This window comes from Bradyrhizobium sp. B117, assembly GCF_038969555.1.
In the GTDB taxonomy this organism is placed as follows: Bacteria; Pseudomonadota; Alphaproteobacteria; order Rhizobiales; family Xanthobacteraceae; genus Bradyrhizobium.
On record NZ_CP152414.1, the window covers coordinates 206,928 to 222,933 of the forward strand.

The following is a 16,006-nucleotide window of genomic DNA, read 5'->3' on the forward strand; positions in this document are numbered from 1 at the left end:
GGCTTGGATCGCTAGGCGCCGCTTCGTGGCGACGGTTTTTCCCTTGCGAGTTTGACAGCAAAAAGAGCGCGTCTGTGGCTGCAGAAGATACGTCCGTTTCAGGTGTGTCGGGCCGTTATGCAACGGCCTTGTTTGAACTGGCCCGCGACCAGAAAGTGGTCGATGAGGTCAAAGCCGATCTCGACAAATTCGATGCCTTGCTGAACGAGAGCGCCGATCTCAAGCGCCTCGTCCGCAGCCCGGTGTTCGCGGCCGACGCCCAGTCCAAGGCGCTTGGGGCCGTGCTGGACAAGGCCGGCATCGCCGGCATCTCGGCCAATTTCCTCAAAGTGCTGACCGCCAACCGCCGCCTGTTCGCGGTGGCTGACGTCATCCGCGCCTATCGCGCCCTCGTCGCCAAGTTCAAGGGCGAGACGACGGCCGACGTGACCGTGGCGGAAGCGCTCTCTGACAAGAATCTCGACGCCCTCAAGGTTGCCCTGAAGTCGGTGACCGGCAAGGACGTCGCGCTGAACGTGAAAGTCGATCCCGCGATTATCGGTGGCCTCGTCGTCAAGCTGGGCAGCCGCATGGTCGATGGTTCGCTTCGCACCAAACTCAATTCGATCAAGCACGCGATGAAAGAGGCAGGCTGATGGACATCCGCGCCGCGGAAATTTCCGCGATCCTCAAGGACCAGATCAAGAATTTCGGCCAGGAAGCTGAAGTCTCCGAAGTCGGACAGGTGCTGTCCGTCGGCGACGGTATCGCCCGCGTCTATGGTCTGGACAACGTCCAGGCCGGTGAAATGGTCGAGTTCGAGAACGGCACCCGCGGCATGGCGCTGAACCTCGAAACCGACAACGTCGGCGTCGTTATTTTCGGTGCCGACCGTGAAATCAAGGAAGGCCAGACCGTCAAGCGCACCCGCGCCATCGTGGACGCGCCGGTCGGCAAGGGCTTGCTCGGCCGCGTCGTCGACGCGCTCGGCAACCCGATCGACGGCAAGGGTCCGATCCAGGCCGACAAGCGCATGCGTGTCGACGTCAAGGCGCCCGGCATCATTCCGCGCAAGTCGGTGAGCGAGCCGATGGCGACCGGCCTCAAGGCGATCGACGCCCTGATCCCGATCGGCCGCGGCCAGCGCGAGCTGATCATCGGCGACCGTCAGACCGGCAAGACCGCGATTGCGCTCGACACCATTCTGAACCAGAAGCCGCTCAACGCGCAGCCGGACGAGAACATCAAGCTGTACTGCGTCTATGTCGCGGTCGGCCAAAAGCGTTCGACCGTCGCCCAGTTCGTGAAGGTGCTGGAAGAGCAGGGCGCGCTCGAATACTCGATCGTCGTCGCCGCCACCGCCTCGGATCCGGCGCCGATGCAGTACATCGCCCCCTTTACTGCCTGCACCATGGGCGAATTCTTCCGCGATAACGGCATGCACGCCGTCATCATCTATGACGATCTGTCCAAGCAGGCCGTCGCTTACCGCCAGATGTCGCTGCTGCTGCGCCGTCCGCCGGGCCGCGAAGCCTATCCGGGCGACGTGTTCTATCTGCACTCCCGCCTGCTCGAGCGCGCGGCGAAGCTCAGCAAGGATCATGGCTCGGGCTCGCTGACGGCGCTGCCGGTCATCGAAACCCAGGCCAACGACGTGTCGGCCTACATCCCGACCAACGTCATCTCGATCACCGACGGCCAGATCTTCCTGGAAACCGACCTATTCTTCCAGGGTATCCGTCCCGCGGTGAACGTCGGTCTGTCGGTGTCGCGCGTCGGTTCGTCGGCGCAGACCAAGGCTACCAAGAAGGTCGCCGGCAAGATCAAGGGCGAGCTCGCGCAGTACCGCGAAATGGCGGCGTTCGCGCAGTTCGGCTCCGACCTCGATGCCTCGACCCAGCGCCTGCTGAACCGCGGCTCGCGCCTGACCGAGCTCCTGAAGCAGCCGCAGTTCTCGCCACTGAAGATGGAAGAGCAGGTGTGCGTGATCTGGGCCGGCACCAACGGCTATCTCGACCCGCTTCCGGTCAACAAGGTGCGCGCGTTCGAGGACGGCCTGCTGTCGCTGCTGCGCGGCAAGAATGCCGACATCCTCAATTCGATCCGCGACAGCCGCGACCTCTCGGATGACACCGCCGCCAAGCTGAAGTCGGTGGTCGAAGGTTTCGCGAAGAGCTTCGCGTAATAAAGAACCGTCATGGCCGGGCTAAAGCGCGAAGCGCGTCTTCGCAATTGAAGTCCCGGCCATCCACGCATCACCGCGTGGAGGGGAAAGACGTGGATGCCCGGGACAAGCCCGGGCATGACGAAAGGATAGGGTCGCGGTCGAGCCACAGGCTGATCGCTGGGGACGAAGAATGGCGTCACTTAAAGACATGCGCGTCCGCATCGCCTCCACCAAGGCGACGCAAAAGATCACCAAGGCCATGCAGATGGTCGCGGCCTCCAAGCTGCGCCGCGCGCAGACCGCGGCGGAAGCCGCGCGTCCCTATGCCGACAAGATGAGCGCGGTGATCTCCAACATCGCCGGCGCCGCTGCGGGGTCGCCCGGCGCGCCGCCGCTGCTGGCCGGCACCGGCCGCGATCAGGTCCACCTGCTGCTGGTCTGCACCGGCGAGCGCGGCCTGTCCGGCGCCTTCAACTCCTCGATCGTGCGTCTTGCACGCGAGCGCGCCTTGGCGCTGATCGCGCAGGGCAAGGAAGTGAAATTCTTCTGCGTCGGCCGCAAGGGCTACGAGCAGCTGCGCCGCCAGTTCGACAAGCAGATCGTCGAGCATCTCGACCTGCGCAGCGTCCGCCAGCTCGGTTTCGTCAACGCCGAGGACATCGCCAAGAAGGTTCTGGCGCGCTTCGAGGCCGGCGAGTTCGACGTCTGCACGCTGTTCTATTCGCGCTTCAAGTCCGTCATCGCGCAGGTCCCGACCGCCCAGCAGATCATTCCGCTGGTGGTCGAGGAGGGCGCTGCCGCCAGCACGACGTCTTACGAATACGAGCCGGAAGAGGACGAGATCCTCACCCGCCTGCTGCCGCGCAACCTCGCGGTCCAGATCTTCCGCGCGCTGCTCGAGAACAACGCCTCGTTCTACGGCGCGCAGATGAGCGCGATGGACAACGCGACGCGCAACGCCGGTGAGATGATCCGCAAGCAGACGCTGGTCTACAACCGCACGCGTCAGGCGCAGATCACCAAGGAACTGATCGAAATCATCTCGGGCGCCGAAGCCGTCTAGCAAGGACGCATCGAGACCCATCAACGCAACAAACATCCCGGTCAGCTGGCCGTGGTCTAGAAGTTCGGATCGAAGGAGACATTCAATGGCAGCCCAGGTCGGTCGCGTCACCCAGGTCATCGGCGCCGTCGTCGACGTGCAGTTCGAAGGCCACCTCCCGGCCATTCTCAATTCGCTCGAGACCAAGAACGGCGGCAACCGCCTGGTGCTCGAAGTTGCCCAGCATCTCGGTGAGTCCACCGTCCGCACCATCGCGATGGACACCACCGAGGGTCTGGTCCGCGGCCAGGAAGTCACCGACACCGGCGCTCCGATCCGCGTCCCCGTCGGCGAGGGCACGCTCGGCCGCATCATCAACGTCATCGGCGAGCCGATCGACGAAGCAGGTCCGGTCAAGACGGAAGGCCTGCGCGCGATCCACCAGGAAGCGCCGACCTACACCGACCAGTCCACCGAAGCTGAAATTCTCGTCACCGGCATCAAGGTCGTCGACCTCCTCGCGCCTTACGCGAAGGGCGGCAAGATCGGCCTGTTCGGCGGCGCCGGCGTCGGCAAGACCGTGCTGATCCAGGAGCTGATCAACAACGTCGCGAAGGCGCACGGCGGTTACTCCGTGTTCGCCGGCGTCGGCGAGCGGACCCGCGAAGGCAACGACCTCTATCACGAGTTCATCGAGTCCAAGGTCAACGCCGACCCGAAGAATCCGGATCCGAGCGTCAAGTCGAAGTGCGCGCTGGTGTTCGGCCAGATGAACGAACCGCCGGGCGCCCGTGCCCGCGTCGCGCTCACCGGTCTGACCATCGCGGAAGACTTCCGCGACCAGGGCCAGGACGTGCTGTTCTTCGTCGACAACATCTTCCGCTTCACCCAGGCCGGCTCGGAAGTGTCGGCGCTCTTGGGTCGTATTCCTTCGGCGGTGGGTTATCAGCCGACGCTCGCCACCGACATGGGCGCGCTGCAGGAGCGCATCACCACGACGCAGAAGGGCTCGATCACCTCGGTGCAGGCCATCTACGTTCCGGCCGACGACTTGACCGACCCGGCGCCCGCGACCTCGTTCGCGCACTTGGACGCGACCACCACGCTGTCGCGCTCGATCGCTGAAAAGGGCATCTATCCGGCCGTGGACCCGCTCGACTCGACCTCGCGCATGCTCTCCCCGCTGGTCGTCGGCGAGGAGCACTACGCGGTCGCCCGTCAGGTCCAGCAGGTGCTGCAGCGCTACAAGGCGCTCCAGGACATCATCGCCATTCTCGGCATGGACGAGCTCTCGGAAGAGGACAAGCTGACCGTGGCCCGCGCCCGCAAGGTCGAGCGCTTCATGTCGCAGCCGTTCCACGTCGCCGAAATCTTCACGGGCTCGCCGGGCAAGTTCGTCGACCTCGCCGACACCATCAAGGGCTTCAAGGGCCTGGTGGAAGGCAAGTACGACCACCTGCCGGAAGCTGCCTTCTACATGGTCGGCACCATCGAAGAGGCGGTCGAGAAGGGCAAGAAGCTGGCGGCGGAAGCTGCCTAAGGGGCGAATGGCGAATAGGGAGTAGCGAATAGACGCGCTGCTCCCACTCGGTTCGCTACTCGCCATTCGCTATTCGCTACTCGCAGGTACACCATGGCCACCTTCCACTTCGATCTCGTCTCTCCGGAAAGGCTCGCATTCTCGGGCGAGGTCGACCAGGTCGACGTCCCCGGCTGGGAAGGCGATTTCGGCGTGCTCGCCGGGCATGCTCCCCTCGTGGCTGCGGTGCGGCCGGGTATTCTGACCATCATCGCCGGCGGTCGGAAGCAGAAGGTCATCGTGACCGGTGGCCTCGCGGAAGTGTCCGACGATCGCCTGACCGTGCTGGCCGACGTCGCCACGTCGATCGAGGAGCTTGATCGGGCGCAGTTCGCTGACAAGATCGCCGAAATGCAGGAAAAGCTGTCCGAGCAGGAAGGCTCCGAGCTCGATCTCGCGATCGCGCGACTCGACCACTACAAGAGCATCCAGCACGAGCTCAACACCACGGCTATGCATTAAGCCCCGGGGCACCGCTCCGGGGCTCAAGCCTAAAATTCCTGAACAGGTTCAGCGCTCGTCACCGACCGTGGCGGGCGCTGAAACTTTGTTGCACCGCGCCGAAGATAGCGGCATTCTGCGCCCGCGAATTTGTTCCGGGGCTGGGTGCAGATGAAACGCAAGATCGCGGCGATTTTCGCAGCCGATATTGCCGGGTATTCGAGGCTGGTCGCGGAGGACGAAGAGGAGACGCTGCGGCGTCTCGCCTCCTACCGCGAGGTCGTCGACGATTTCATCGCCAAGGCGGGCGGTCGCATCTTCAACACGGCGGGCGATGCCGTGCTCGCGGAATTCCCGAGCGCGGTCGATGCGGTACGATGCGCGATCGACATCCAGGAATCCCTGCGGACCCGCAACATGGCGTACCCGCCGAGCCGGCAGATGTCGTTCCGCATCGGCATCACCATCGGCGACGTGGTCGAGCGCGACGGCGATCTGTTGGGCGACGGCGTCAATATCGCGGCCCGGCTCGAGGGCCTCGCCGAGGTCGGCGGCATCTGCGTCTCCCGCGCGGTGCACGAGCAGGTCGCCAACAAGCTCTCGGTGCAGTTCGCCGATATCGGTGCGCAAGAGGTCAAGAACATCCCGACGCCCGTGCACGCCTACATGGTGGCGATGCGGCGAGAGGACGGTACCTACGCCAAGCCGCAGGTGAAGAAGGCGGGTGCGAAGCTCGCTGCCGCGCCGGTGTGGATGTGGCCGCTCGTGGTTGCCGTCGTCTCGATCGTTGCCATCGTCGTCTCGGGCTTCCTCTACAACACCAAGCTCAAGCAGACGGCGACCGCCGCATCGACGCCGGCGGTCACACCCGGTGCCGTGCCGAGCGCAACGCCGGCTGCGGTGGCCGCGTCGCCGAGCCCAACGCCGACCCAAATTGCAAAGGCGCCGACGGCCCCGATGGCTCCGCCGAATGCCGGCGCTGCGATGGCTCCGATGCCGGCGCCGTCACCATCCGCCGTGCCGATGACGGGCAAGCTTGCCGCCGACAGCGTGCCCTTCATCAACGAGCGCATCCGCAATTACCTTGCCGGCGACTATTCCGCGGCTGGCGACTACAAGGCCTTCGCGCTCAATATCGGCGGCTTCACCGGCTCGGTGTTGAACCAGCCGAGCGAGGAGGCCGCGCGCAACGGCGCGATCGAGCAGTGCCAGAAGCGCGCCGATGCCGCGCAATCGCCGCGGCGCTGCGAGCTCTATGCGGTCGGCAACGACGTCGTCTACGCGCACGGCAAGCCGCCGATGCCGCCGGCTCCCTATTTCCGGCATGACGCCATGACCGAGCGGGCGTTCGCGTCGAAGGATTTTCCGATCGTGCGCGAACAGCAAAAGGTGCGGCTTGAGAATATGTTCGCGCCGGCGGCGAAATCGCGGACGGTCGCGCTCGGCCCAGGCGGGCAATATTTCATGGTGCTCGGCGCATCATCCCCTGAGGACGCGGCGCGGCGTTCGCTGGAATCGTGCGGCGCCATCGCCGGCGTCGCCTGCATGATCGTCGCGGTCGACGACAATTTCGTCGTGCCGATCCCGACCCTGTTCAGGATCACCGGCTTCTTCCATGCTGCCAGCAATCCCTCGATCGTCGCCGACACCCGCGACGACGTCGTGCGCAAGCTCGGCGATGCCATGGGCTGGAATGCGGTTGCCGTCGGCACCGCAGGCCGTCCCGGCCTTGGCCTGAAGGCCGCCGACGAGCAGACCGCCGTCAATGCCGCACTCGCCGAGTGCGCCAAGCGCGACAGCGATTGCCACGTCATCGCCATCGGCCCGTTCACGGTGGGGCCGACGAACTAGCACTTGCTTTGATAGCGCCCCACTAGCGCACCAACAAAGGTGCGTTCCCTCCCCCTTGCGGGGGAGGGCTAGGGAGAGGGGTAGCCCAGCAAAGGGTGCCGGTTGTTGATACGCTGAAGCCGGTGAGCGATGGAAAGAATCCCCGTGTGGCACCCCTCTCCCCAACCCTCCCCCGCAAGGGGGAGGGAGCGAGAGAGCGGTGCCTTCCTTACGCGCACCCCTGACAAAAATTCTCAAATGATTTCAATCCCCATTCTACTGTGCATGGGGTTGTTTTCGCCGCTTCAGTTTCCGAATGCCGCAAACTTGCGCGCCACGGCGCGGTAGACCTCACGGCGGAACGGCACCACGAGGTCGGCAACGCGGTCGAGGCGCTCCCAGCGCCAGGCGTCGAACTCTGCGGGCTGGTTGTTGCGCGGTGTCAGCGGACCGATCTCGTCATCGCGGCCGGTGAAGCGCAGCGCGAACCATTTCTGGCGCTGGCCGCGGAATTTCGCCAGCCGATGCGTCTGCGGTCCGTCATAGGGCGGGAATTCGTAGGTCAACCAGTCGGTCTCGCCGAGATAGTCGGCGCTGACGACGCTGGTCTCCTCCCACAGCTCGCGCATCGCCGCGTCGCGCAGATTCTCGCCCTCGTCGACGCCGCCCTGCGGCATCTGCCAGTCGAGGCCCGGCAGGATGATCTCGGGCCCGTCGCCCTTGAAGCGGTGGCCGATCAGCACGCGGCCGTCGGCATTGAACAACGCGATGCCGACGTTGGGGCGGTACGGTTTTTCGTTGGTCATCTCAGTCATTCCGGGGCGCGCGGAGCGCGAGCCCGGAATCCATAACCACAGGCTGGTGTTGCTTGAAAGGCCGTGGTTGCCATCTCCTGTCCAACGTCTCCCTGGGGGTATGGATCCCCGCGTTCGCGGGGATGACAGCGAGGGCGTGGCAGCTAGTCATCGGCCAGCGCGGAAAATTCCTGCACCACGCGCTCGTAGACCGGGCGCTTGAACGGGATAATCAACCCGGGGAGGTTCTTCATCGGCTCCCAGCGCCAGCTGACGAATTCGGCCTTGTGGCCGCCGCCGCCGGGCTTCTCGACATTGATCTCGCTGTCCTTGCCGGTGAAGCGCACCGCGTACCATTTCTGGCGCTGGCCGCGATAGCGGCCCTTCCAGGCGCGGCCCGCCACCGTGCGGGGAATGTCGTAGGTGAGCCAGTCCGGAACCTCGCCGAGCCGCTCGACCGAGCGCACGCTGGTTTCCTCATAGAGCTCGCGCCGCGCCGCTTCCCAGGTGTCCTCGCCGGGATCGACGCCGCCTTGCGGCATCTGCCAGACATGGCTGTCGTCGACATGCTCTATGCCGCCGGCGCGGCGGCCGATGAAGACCAGTCCCTTTGGGTTGATCAGCATCACACCGACGCAGGTCCGGTAGGGCAGATCCTCGTAACGCGCCATTCCGCCAGACCTCTCCGCGTGCTGTCGGGTGGGCTCGAACAGGCCCCGCCGACCCCGTGCCGCACCAATCCGTTGATTTAGCTGGATTTTGATTTCAGCATCACGGTTGTCAATGGCACCAAAAGGATACCTCGGTCGCTCAACGTCCTGGTCCAGGCACCGATGCGCTCGATCGAGACCGGCAGGGCCGAGGCGGTGCCGATTGCGGCGCCGCGCTCGCGCGCTGCCGCTTCGAGCTTGTTCAGGGCGCGGTCGATCTCGGTCGGGGTCGGCACCGCGTCGATCGCGATGTCGCCCTTTCCGAACGGCATCGCCTGGCTCCCGGCGACCTGGGGCGCGATGCTGCGCGGCGAGGAGCCGTCGTCGAAGAAGCCGAGGCCGCGCTTGGCCGCCTCGCGGATGACCGGCTGCATTGCCGCGTCCGTCGCGATGAAGCGGGCGCCCATGAAATTGGTGATGCCGGCATAGCCTTGCATCCGGCTCAGGTGCCAGTACAGGCGGTCCATGTTCTGGTCGGTGGTGAGCGAGGTCAGCAGCGTCTGCGGCCCCGGATCGTTGTCCGGGAAGTCGTAGGGCTCCATGGGGATCTGGAGGAAGATCTCGTGGCGCTGGGCGCGGGCGCGTTCGGCGAGCTTCCCCGGATCGGCACCATACGGCGTGAAGGCCAGCGTCACCGCGGCCGGCAGCTTCATGATGGCATCGGTAGTTTTCGCCGCGCCGACGCCAAGGCCGCCGATCACGATCGCGACCACCGGCATCTTGGCGGCCTTGGCGCGATCGGCGTCGGCCGCGTACACGTTGAACGGCTTCAGGTCCCCGGCGACCACGGGGATCATCCCGTAGCGCGACTTCTCCAGCAGTTTCGGATCAATCCCGGCCATGACGGGCGGCGGGGCGGATGCGGCCGCCACATCGCCCTTGTCAGCGGCATCGCCGGCGCCGATCACGACGTCATGGCGCGTGCCGGTGGAGCCGTCGATCATGGTGACGGTCTTCTGCTCGCTTGGCTGCTTCGCCGTTTCCCTTGTCTCTTGCTTGCTCGCATGACCCTGCGCTTGGCCCTGCTCCTGATGGCCGGAGGCGACCGGCTTCTCGTCGGTCGCTTTGGGCTCCCGGATCGCCATACGCGCCATCGGCTCGCCGCCGAGCGGATCCTTGTTGAAGATGGCGAAACCGGCGAAGGTGACGAGGAACAGGCCGAGCATGACGGCGAGGAGCTGCATGGCCGTGAACGGCAGCCGCAGCCGGCGTTTGCGGCGCGGCTTATCCTGTCCGAGCGGGGCGCTCAGATCATCGGCCGTTTCAGTCATGCGAGATCCCGAATCACTCCACCGACGATACCACGCCGGGGTCAAGTGGCGGCAGGCCGGGAGAGGCCGGGGACGCGTGATCGAATCGGACGGAGGTGCGCCCCCTCTCCCGCAATCGGGAGAGGGGAGGAAGCGCCGCTCTTCCGGAGCCGCCGGCCTGAGTTCTAAAGCAAAAGGGCGGCTCTGGGAGCCGCCCTTTTTCCTTGGATCGGTTTGATGCGCCGACTTAGTTGGCGGCTTTGGGCCTGTCGGCCGTCGCCTTGTTGTCGCCGCCCGGCGTCGGCGCTGCGGAAGCGCTGTTCTTGATGCCGTGGAGCAAATCGTCGGCGAGCTTGAGCGCCTTGTCGTCCTTGGCGTCCGGCGGGACGTAGGACTGCGAGCCGGTCTTCTCGTCGCCGTCGTTCTTCAGATGGCCGCGCAGCGAAGCCTCGCCCTTGGTGTCGGTGCGCGACTTCAGCTCGTCCGGCACGTCCTGCAGCACTTCGATGTCGGGCACGATGCCCTTGGCCTGAATCGACTTGCCCGACGGCGTGTAGTAGCGCGCCGTGGTCAGGCGCAGCGCGCCATTGCCCGAGCCGAGCGGGATAATGGTCTGCACCGAGCCCTTGCCGAACGAGCGCGTGCCGACGATGGTCGCGCGCTTGTGGTCCTGCAGCGCGCCGGCGACGATTTCCGACGCCGAGGCCGAGCCGCCATTGACCAGCACGATGACCGGCTTGCCCTTGGTGAGGTCGCCCGCATGCGCGGTGCGGCGCTGGGTCTCCTCGGCATTGCGGCCGCGGGTCGAGACGATCTCGCCCTTCTCCAGGAACGAGTCGGAGACGGTGACCGCTTCCTCGAGCAGGCCGCCCGGGTTGTTGCGGAGATCGATGATGTAGCCCTTGAGCTTGTCGCCGATCTGATTCGAGAGGTTGGCGACCTCGCGCTTCAGGCCTTCGGTGGTCTGCTCGTTGAACGTGGTGATGCGGATATAGGCGATGTCGTCGGCCTCGATGCGGGCGCGCACCGAGCGGACGCGGATGTTGTCGCGCACCAGGGTGACGTCGATCGGATTGTCCTGGCCCTTGCGGATGATCTTCAGCTTGATCTTGGTGTTGACCGGACCGCGCATCTTCTCGACCGCCTGGTTCAGGGTCAGGCCCTGCACCGCCTCGTCGTCGAGATTGGTGATGATGTCGTTGGCCATGATGCCGGCGCGCGAAGCGGGCGTGTCGTCGATCGGCGAGACCACCTTGATCAGGCCGTCTTCCATCGTGACCTCTATGCCGAGACCGCCGAACTCACCGCGGGTCTGCACCTGCATGTCGCGGAAGCTCTTGGCGTCCATGTAGCTCGAATGCGGATCGAGGCCGGTGAGCATGCCGCTGATGGCGGATTCGATCAGCTTGGTGTCGTCGGGCTTCTCGACATAGTCGGAGCGCACGCGCTCGAAGACGTCGCCGAACAAATTGAGCTGGCGATAGGTGTCCGCGGTCGCGGCTCGCGCGCTCGAGCCCATGAACACCGCGCGGGGCTGGGTCACGAACAGCGTCAGCGCCGCACCGGTGGCCGCGCTGAGGAGGATAACTGAAGTCTTGCGCATCATCCGCGAACCTTCTCGCCTTCATTTGCGGCCCACCATGGGCCTGGATCGATTGGAGTGCCGTCTTTGCGGAACTCGACATAGAGCACAGGTTGACTCGCATTCGTGGCGAGAATGGAGGCGACTTGAGAGGTCGACCCCATGGTCGCGACCGGCTCCCCCGTGAGCACAAACTGTCCGATGTTTACCGAAATGCGCTCCATCCCGGCGATCAGGACATGATACCCGCCCCCGGCATTGAGGATCAAGAGTTGTCCATAGCTGCGGAATGGGCCGGAATAGACCACCCAGCCGTCACACGGCGTTGTGACCTGGGAGCCGGGCTTGGTGGCCAGGGAAATGCCCTTCTGGACCCCGCCGACCCCGTCGGAACCGCCAAAGTCCCTGATCTTGTTACCGTTAACCGGAAGCGGCAGGAGCCCCTTGGCCGAAACGAAGGCAATTGCAGGGGTGGTCCGGGAGCGGTCCTTGAAAGCGGCCGGGCCGGACTTTGCGCTGGCATTGGCACTGGCGGCCGCCTTGGCCTCGGCCTGCCTTGCGGCCTCGGCCGCCTTCTCGGCGGCTTTGGCGGCGCTCTGCAGGTCCTGCTCCATCTTGGTGATCAGCCCCTGGAGATCGCCGACCTGTTTTGAAAGCGCGATGGCGCGCGAGCTCTCGGCATCGAGGTCCTTTTCGCGTGAGGCCTGCTGGCGCTGCCGTTCGTCGATCAGGGCGGCGAGGCGGGTCTGGTCGCTCCTGACCTTGTCGCGGTCGGAGGCGAGCTGGTCGCGTTCGCTCGCGATGGTCTTGCGTAGCGCCACGAGCTCGCCGATCTCACTTGCGATCTTCTCCGCGCGGCCGCGCAATTCCGGCACAACCGCGCCGAGCAGCATCGCCGTGCGCAAGGATTGCAGCGCATCCTCGGGCCGCACCAGCAGCGCCGGCGGCGTGCGCCGGCCGGCGCGCTGCAGCGCCGCCAGCACCTCGACGATGTCGGCGCGGCGCGAATCGAGCGAGGAGCGCATCTCCTGCTCGCGGCCGTTGAGTGTACGCAGCCGCGCTTCGGCCTCGTCGATCTTGGTCTCGACGGAGCGCACATTGGCGGCGGTGTCGATCAATTGCTGATTGAGCTGGGTCCGGTCCTGGCCGAGCGAGGTGATCTCGGCCTTGAGCTTGGCCTGCGCCTCCTCCGCGCTCTTCTGCCTTGCGCGCGCGGCCTCGAGCTCCTGCTCGCGCTGCTTGATCGCGTCGGGCGAGACGGCGGCGGTCTGCGGCGCCGGCGCTGTGGTCTGAGCTTGCGCGAGACTTACGCAAGCTTGCGCGAAGCTTGCGCCCGAGACGCTCGCAATCAGCAGCAGGTTAAGGGCGGGCGCTCGCATCGAGTCTCGGACAAAGGTGCTTGTTGTGGCGCGCATCACGCGCGGTGATAGGGGTGGCCGGCCAGGATGGTGGCGGCCCGATAAAGCTGTTCCAAAAGCATGACGCGGACCATTTGATGCGGCCAGGTCGCAGCGCCGAAAGCGATCGCGAGCTTGGCCTTACGGCGCAATTCGGGCGAAAGTCCGTCCGCCCCTCCGATCACGAAGATAGTATGACCGGCACCCTCGTCGCGCCAGCGCCCGAGATGCCGTGCGAATACGGTGGAGTCGAGATTCTGGCCGCGCTCGTCCAGCGCCACCAGGATCGATTTCTCGGGAACATGCGCGGAGATCGCCGCGGCCTCTTCGGCCATCCGCGTCGCGGCGTCACGCGCGCGGCTTTCGGGGATTTCGTGGATGCTGAGCTCGCGGAAACCGAGCTTGCGGCCGGCTTCGTCGAACCGCTCGAAATAGCGGTCGGCAAGCTCCCGTTCGGGGCCCTGCTTCAGCCGGCCCACCGCAATGACAGCAACGCGCATGATATCTTCAGAGTCGTGTTTTCGGGGCCGCGCGCAGGTTGCGCGCGCACGACGCTAGCATGCGCGTCAGCCGATTCGAAATCGGCTCGATGAGCCTAGATCGCCTTCGCCGCCCCTGGGCCCTGGGTGTACAACCGCTCAAGGTTGTAGAACTCGCGGACCTCGGGTCTGAACACGTGCACGATCACATCGCCGGAATCGATCAGCACCCAGTCGCAATTGGGCAAGCCCTCGACATGGATGCTCTTGATGCCGTTTTCCTTGAGGCCCTTCGTGACGTTGTCCGCGATCGCGCCGACGTGCCGGTTCACCCGGCCGGTGGTGACGATCATGTAGTCGGAGTACGCCGATTTGCCGCGAAGGTCGATGGTGACCGTCTCTTCCGCCTTCATGTCCTCGAGGCGGGAGAGGATCAGGCTCAGCGTCTTGTCGGCGTCGGGTTGCGCCTGCAAGGCCGCTTTGGTCGATGTTTTACGCGTAGGCTTGGCAACCTTGGGTAAAACAGACTTGGACAATACAGATGTGGTCAGGGACCATTCCTTTCACTGTATCGCGAACGCCGAATCCGGCGCCCACCGGTTACACTACATCATGTGGGGTTAAGGGTTTCAATATGCCAGACAGCCCCAAATCCCACGACTCCACACACGCCCTCTCACGTGGTTCCCTTCCAGCTCCCGTCCGGGTTCCGCAGGCCGGTTGAGGAGAGATTCAGCTTCAAACCGGTCAGAAAGACCCAGGCCGGCGCCGGCCGGTCCGCAAGCAAGGCTGCCTTGTCCTCGGGCAGGCGGTAGCGCGCGAGGGCCTTGGCGGCGGGCGAGGCGAGGGCACGGAAACTCTTCGGCGGGCGATCGATCACGGCCATCGGCACCTGGGCGGCGATGCGCCGCCAGTCCTGCCAACGATGGAATTGAGCGAGGTTATCGGCGCCCATAATCCAGACAAAGCGCAGGCCCGAGAAGCGGCGGCGCAAGGTGTTGATCGTGTCGATAGTATAGCGGGTACGAATGACGGATTCGAGACAGCTCACCTCGATCCGCGGGTCATCAGCGACGTCGCGCGCGGCCTGCATGCGCTCGCCGAGCTCATGCAGATTGCCGTTCTCCTTGAGCGGATTGCCGGGGGTTACCAGCCACCAGACGCGATCGAGTTGCAATCGCGTCAGCGCGAATCGGCTGATCGCGCGATGGGCCTGATGCGGCGGATTGAACGAGCCGCCGAGCAGGCCGATGCGCATGCCCTCGGTGTGGGGCGGGACCGCTTGCGCCACGAACCGCGGCACGACGAAATTGTTGCTCAATGCCCGCCCCGCGACGTTGCTTACGGCCGCGTCTGCCCGGTGCCGTGAACGCGATACTTGAAGCTCGTCAATTGCTCGGCACCGACAGGGCCGCGGGCGTGGAAGCGGCCGGTGGCGATGCCGATCTCGGCGCCGAAACCGAACTCGCCGCCATCGGCGAACTGCGTCGAGGCGTTGTGTAGCACGATCGCGGAATCGACCTCGCTGAGGAATCTCTTCGCCGCCGCGTCATCCGCGCTCACGATCGCATCGGTGTGGTGCGAGCCGTGATTCTGGATATGCGCGATCGCGCCGTCGACGCCGTCGACCACCTTCGCCGCGATGATCGCGTCGAGATACTCCGTATCCCAATCGTCTTCGCTGGCAGGTTTTACACGCGCGTCGGCTTTTTGAACGGCATCGTCGCCGCGCACTTCACAGCCGGCGTCGATCAGCATCTCGACCAGCGGCTTCAGGTTTGTGCCGGCAGCGGCGCGATCGACCAGCAGCGTCTCGGCCGCACCGCAGACGCCGGTCCGGCGCATCTTGGCGTTGAGCACGATCGACTTCGCCATGGCGAGGTCGGCGCTGGCATCGATATAGACATGGTTGACGCCTTCGAGGTGCGCGAACACCGGCACGCGCGCTTCCTGCTCGACGCGGGCGACGAGGCTCTTGCCGCCGCGCGGCACGATCACGTCGACGGCGCCGTTCAATCCTGAGAGCATCATGCCGACCGCCGCGCGGTCGCGCGTCGGCACCAGCGTGATCGCAGCTTCGGGCAGGCCGGCTTCGCGCAGGCCCTGCACCAGGCAGTCATGGATGGCGCGGCAGGAACGGAAACTGTCGGAGCCGCCGCGCAGGATCACGGCATTGCCGGACTTCAGGCACAGCACGCCGGCATCCGCCGCAACGTTCGGCCGGCTCTCGAAGATCACGCCGACGACGCCGAGCGGCACGCGCACGCGCTCGATGGTCATGCCGTTCGGCCGCTGCCAGCTCTCGGTGACGACCCCGATCGGATCGGCGATGCCGCGCACAATGCCGATGCCCTCGGCCATCGACTCGACGCGCGCCGGTGTCAGCGTCAGGCGATCGATGAAGGAGGCGGTCATGTTGCTCGACGCGCGGGCCTCCGCGACGTCCTCGGCATTGGCGGCAAGGATCGCGGCTGAGTTCGCGCGGATCGCCCGCTCCATGGCTTCCAGCGCCCGGTTCTTCTGCTCCGGCGGCGCCAGCGCCAGCACGCGCGCGGCGGCGCGGGCCTTGGTGGCGAGATCGGACATCAGCGCCAAGAGATCGCCAGTCCGATCGGCATTGCCGTCAAGGGCTTTGAGGGGGGCGGCCATGGGGTCAAACCTTCTGCTAAGGCGGTGTCCTAGCACGGAAATCCCGCGTCTGCGAAGGGCGGGGAGGGTATGGCTGGGCTTCGGTCGGCGGGATCGGGGTTCGGCCA

15 protein-coding genes are annotated in these 16,006 nt (G+C 65.4%); 6 read left to right on the forward strand and 9 right to left on the reverse strand.

Annotation, left to right across the window (positions count from 1 at the left end):
- Nucleotides 1-74: 74 nt before the first annotated feature.
- The 6 genes from AAFG16_RS01015 to AAFG16_RS01040 all read left to right on the forward strand — a co-directional run bounded on the left by AAFG16_RS01015 (nucleotide 75) and on the right by AAFG16_RS01040 (nucleotide 7,059).
- The gene (locus AAFG16_RS01015; protein WP_283083150.1) at nucleotides 75-635 is read left to right on the forward strand and encodes a F0F1 ATP synthase subunit delta; all 561 of its coding nucleotides are present in this window, start codon (nucleotides 75-77) and stop codon (nucleotides 633-635) included.
- A complete protein-coding gene (gene atpA, locus AAFG16_RS01020) occupies nucleotides 635-2,164 on the forward strand; it encodes a F0F1 ATP synthase subunit alpha (RefSeq protein WP_283083151.1) in 1,530 nt (509 codons plus the stop codon). The genes AAFG16_RS01015 and atpA overlap by 1 nt, the downstream gene beginning before the upstream one ends.
- 172 nt (nucleotides 2,165-2,336) lie before the next feature.
- Nucleotides 2,337-3,209 carry a F0F1 ATP synthase subunit gamma gene (locus AAFG16_RS01025; protein WP_283083152.1) on the forward strand — a complete coding sequence of 291 codons (873 nt, stop codon included), beginning with the start codon at nucleotides 2,337-2,339 and terminating at the stop codon, nucleotides 3,207-3,209.
- A gap of 85 nt (nucleotides 3,210-3,294) precedes the next feature.
- A complete protein-coding gene (atpD, locus tag AAFG16_RS01030; protein WP_027561880.1) occupies nucleotides 3,295-4,728 on the forward strand; it encodes a F0F1 ATP synthase subunit beta in 1,434 nt (477 codons plus the stop codon).
- 93 nt (nucleotides 4,729-4,821) lie between these two features.
- On the forward strand, nucleotides 4,822-5,229 hold the full coding sequence (locus AAFG16_RS01035; protein WP_283083153.1) for a F0F1 ATP synthase subunit epsilon: 408 nt from the start codon (nucleotides 4,822-4,824) through the stop codon (nucleotides 5,227-5,229).
- A gap of 150 nt (nucleotides 5,230-5,379) precedes the next feature.
- On the forward strand, nucleotides 5,380-7,059 hold the full coding sequence (locus AAFG16_RS01040) for an adenylate/guanylate cyclase domain-containing protein (protein ID WP_342736609.1): 1,680 nt from the start codon (nucleotides 5,380-5,382) through the stop codon (nucleotides 7,057-7,059).
- A 284-nt stretch (nucleotides 7,060-7,343) separates the two neighbouring features.
- Here AAFG16_RS01040 and AAFG16_RS01045 read toward each other — a convergent pair whose 3' ends face one another.
- The 9 genes from AAFG16_RS01045 to AAFG16_RS01085 all read right to left on the reverse strand — a co-directional run bounded on the left by AAFG16_RS01045 (nucleotide 7,344) and on the right by AAFG16_RS01085 (nucleotide 15,899).
- Nucleotides 7,344-7,844, reverse strand: a complete 501-nt coding sequence (locus AAFG16_RS01045) for an RNA pyrophosphohydrolase (RefSeq protein WP_342736611.1) — start codon at nucleotides 7,842-7,844, stop codon at nucleotides 7,344-7,346.
- Nucleotides 7,845-7,996: 152 nt separating this feature from the next.
- A complete protein-coding gene (locus tag AAFG16_RS01050) occupies nucleotides 7,997-8,503 on the reverse strand; it encodes an RNA pyrophosphohydrolase (RefSeq protein WP_342736613.1) in 507 nt (168 codons plus the stop codon).
- A gap of 77 nt (nucleotides 8,504-8,580) precedes the next feature.
- A complete protein-coding gene (locus tag AAFG16_RS01055; protein ID WP_342736615.1) occupies nucleotides 8,581-9,813 on the reverse strand; it encodes a divergent polysaccharide deacetylase family protein in 1,233 nt (410 codons plus the stop codon).
- A 226-nt stretch (nucleotides 9,814-10,039) separates the two neighbouring features.
- The gene (locus tag AAFG16_RS01060) at nucleotides 10,040-11,398 is read right to left on the reverse strand and encodes a S41 family peptidase (protein WP_027561886.1); all 1,359 of its coding nucleotides are present in this window, start codon (nucleotides 11,396-11,398) and stop codon (nucleotides 10,040-10,042) included.
- On the reverse strand, nucleotides 11,395-12,753 hold the full coding sequence (locus AAFG16_RS01065) for a peptidoglycan DD-metalloendopeptidase family protein (RefSeq protein WP_342736619.1): 1,359 nt from the start codon (nucleotides 12,751-12,753) through the stop codon (nucleotides 11,395-11,397). The genes AAFG16_RS01060 and AAFG16_RS01065 overlap by 4 nt, the downstream gene beginning before the upstream one ends.
- 35 nt (nucleotides 12,754-12,788) lie before the next feature.
- Nucleotides 12,789-13,271 carry a 23S rRNA (pseudouridine(1915)-N(3))-methyltransferase RlmH gene (rlmH, locus tag AAFG16_RS01070; protein ID WP_027561888.1) on the reverse strand — a complete coding sequence of 161 codons (483 nt, stop codon included), beginning with the start codon at nucleotides 13,269-13,271 and terminating at the stop codon, nucleotides 12,789-12,791.
- 95 nt (nucleotides 13,272-13,366) lie between these two features.
- Nucleotides 13,367-13,723, reverse strand: coding sequence for a ribosome silencing factor (gene rsfS, locus AAFG16_RS01075; protein WP_092217824.1), 357 nt, complete (start codon nucleotides 13,721-13,723; stop codon nucleotides 13,367-13,369).
- A 203-nt stretch (nucleotides 13,724-13,926) separates the two neighbouring features.
- The gene (locus AAFG16_RS01080; protein WP_283083158.1) at nucleotides 13,927-14,571 is read right to left on the reverse strand and encodes a nicotinate-nucleotide adenylyltransferase; all 645 of its coding nucleotides are present in this window, start codon (nucleotides 14,569-14,571) and stop codon (nucleotides 13,927-13,929) included.
- A 20-nt stretch (nucleotides 14,572-14,591) separates the two neighbouring features.
- Nucleotides 14,592-15,899: a glutamate-5-semialdehyde dehydrogenase gene (locus AAFG16_RS01085; RefSeq protein ID WP_342736622.1), complete on the reverse strand. Its 1,308-nt coding sequence runs from the start codon at nucleotides 15,897-15,899 to the stop codon at nucleotides 14,592-14,594.
- Nucleotides 15,900-16,006 lie beyond the last annotated feature (107 nt).

Bases quoted from the DNA above. Each gene is read 5' to 3' on its own strand.
- atpA (WP_283083151.1), top strand. From the start codon at position 635: ATGGACATCCGCGCCGCGGAAATTTCCGCGATCCTCAAGGACCAGATC.
- AAFG16_RS01025 (WP_283083152.1), top strand. From the start codon at position 2,337: ATGGCGTCACTTAAAGACATGCGCGTCCGCATCGCCTCCACCAAGGCG.
- atpD (WP_027561880.1), top strand. From the start codon at position 3,295: ATGGCAGCCCAGGTCGGTCGCGTCACCCAGGTCATCGGCGCCGTCGTC.
- AAFG16_RS01035 (WP_283083153.1), top strand. From the start codon at position 4,822: ATGGCCACCTTCCACTTCGATCTCGTCTCTCCGGAAAGGCTCGCATTC.
- AAFG16_RS01040 (WP_342736609.1), top strand. From the start codon at position 5,380: ATGAAACGCAAGATCGCGGCGATTTTCGCAGCCGATATTGCCGGGTAT.
- AAFG16_RS01045 (WP_342736611.1), bottom strand. From the start codon at position 7,844: ATGACCAACGAAAAACCGTACCGCCCCAACGTCGGCATCGCGTTGTTC.
- AAFG16_RS01050 (WP_342736613.1), bottom strand. From the start codon at position 8,503: ATGGCGCGTTACGAGGATCTGCCCTACCGGACCTGCGTCGGTGTGATG.
- AAFG16_RS01055 (WP_342736615.1), bottom strand. From the start codon at position 9,813: ATGACTGAAACGGCCGATGATCTGAGCGCCCCGCTCGGACAGGATAAG.
- AAFG16_RS01060 (WP_027561886.1), bottom strand. From the start codon at position 11,398: ATGATGCGCAAGACTTCAGTTATCCTCCTCAGCGCGGCCACCGGTGCG.
- AAFG16_RS01065 (WP_342736619.1), bottom strand. From the start codon at position 12,753: ATGCGAGCGCCCGCCCTTAACCTGCTGCTGATTGCGAGCGTCTCGGGC.
- rlmH (WP_027561888.1), bottom strand. From the start codon at position 13,271: ATGCGCGTTGCTGTCATTGCGGTGGGCCGGCTGAAGCAGGGCCCCGAA.
- AAFG16_RS01085 (WP_342736622.1), bottom strand. From the start codon at position 15,899: ATGGCCGCCCCCCTCAAAGCCCTTGACGGCAATGCCGATCGGACTGGC.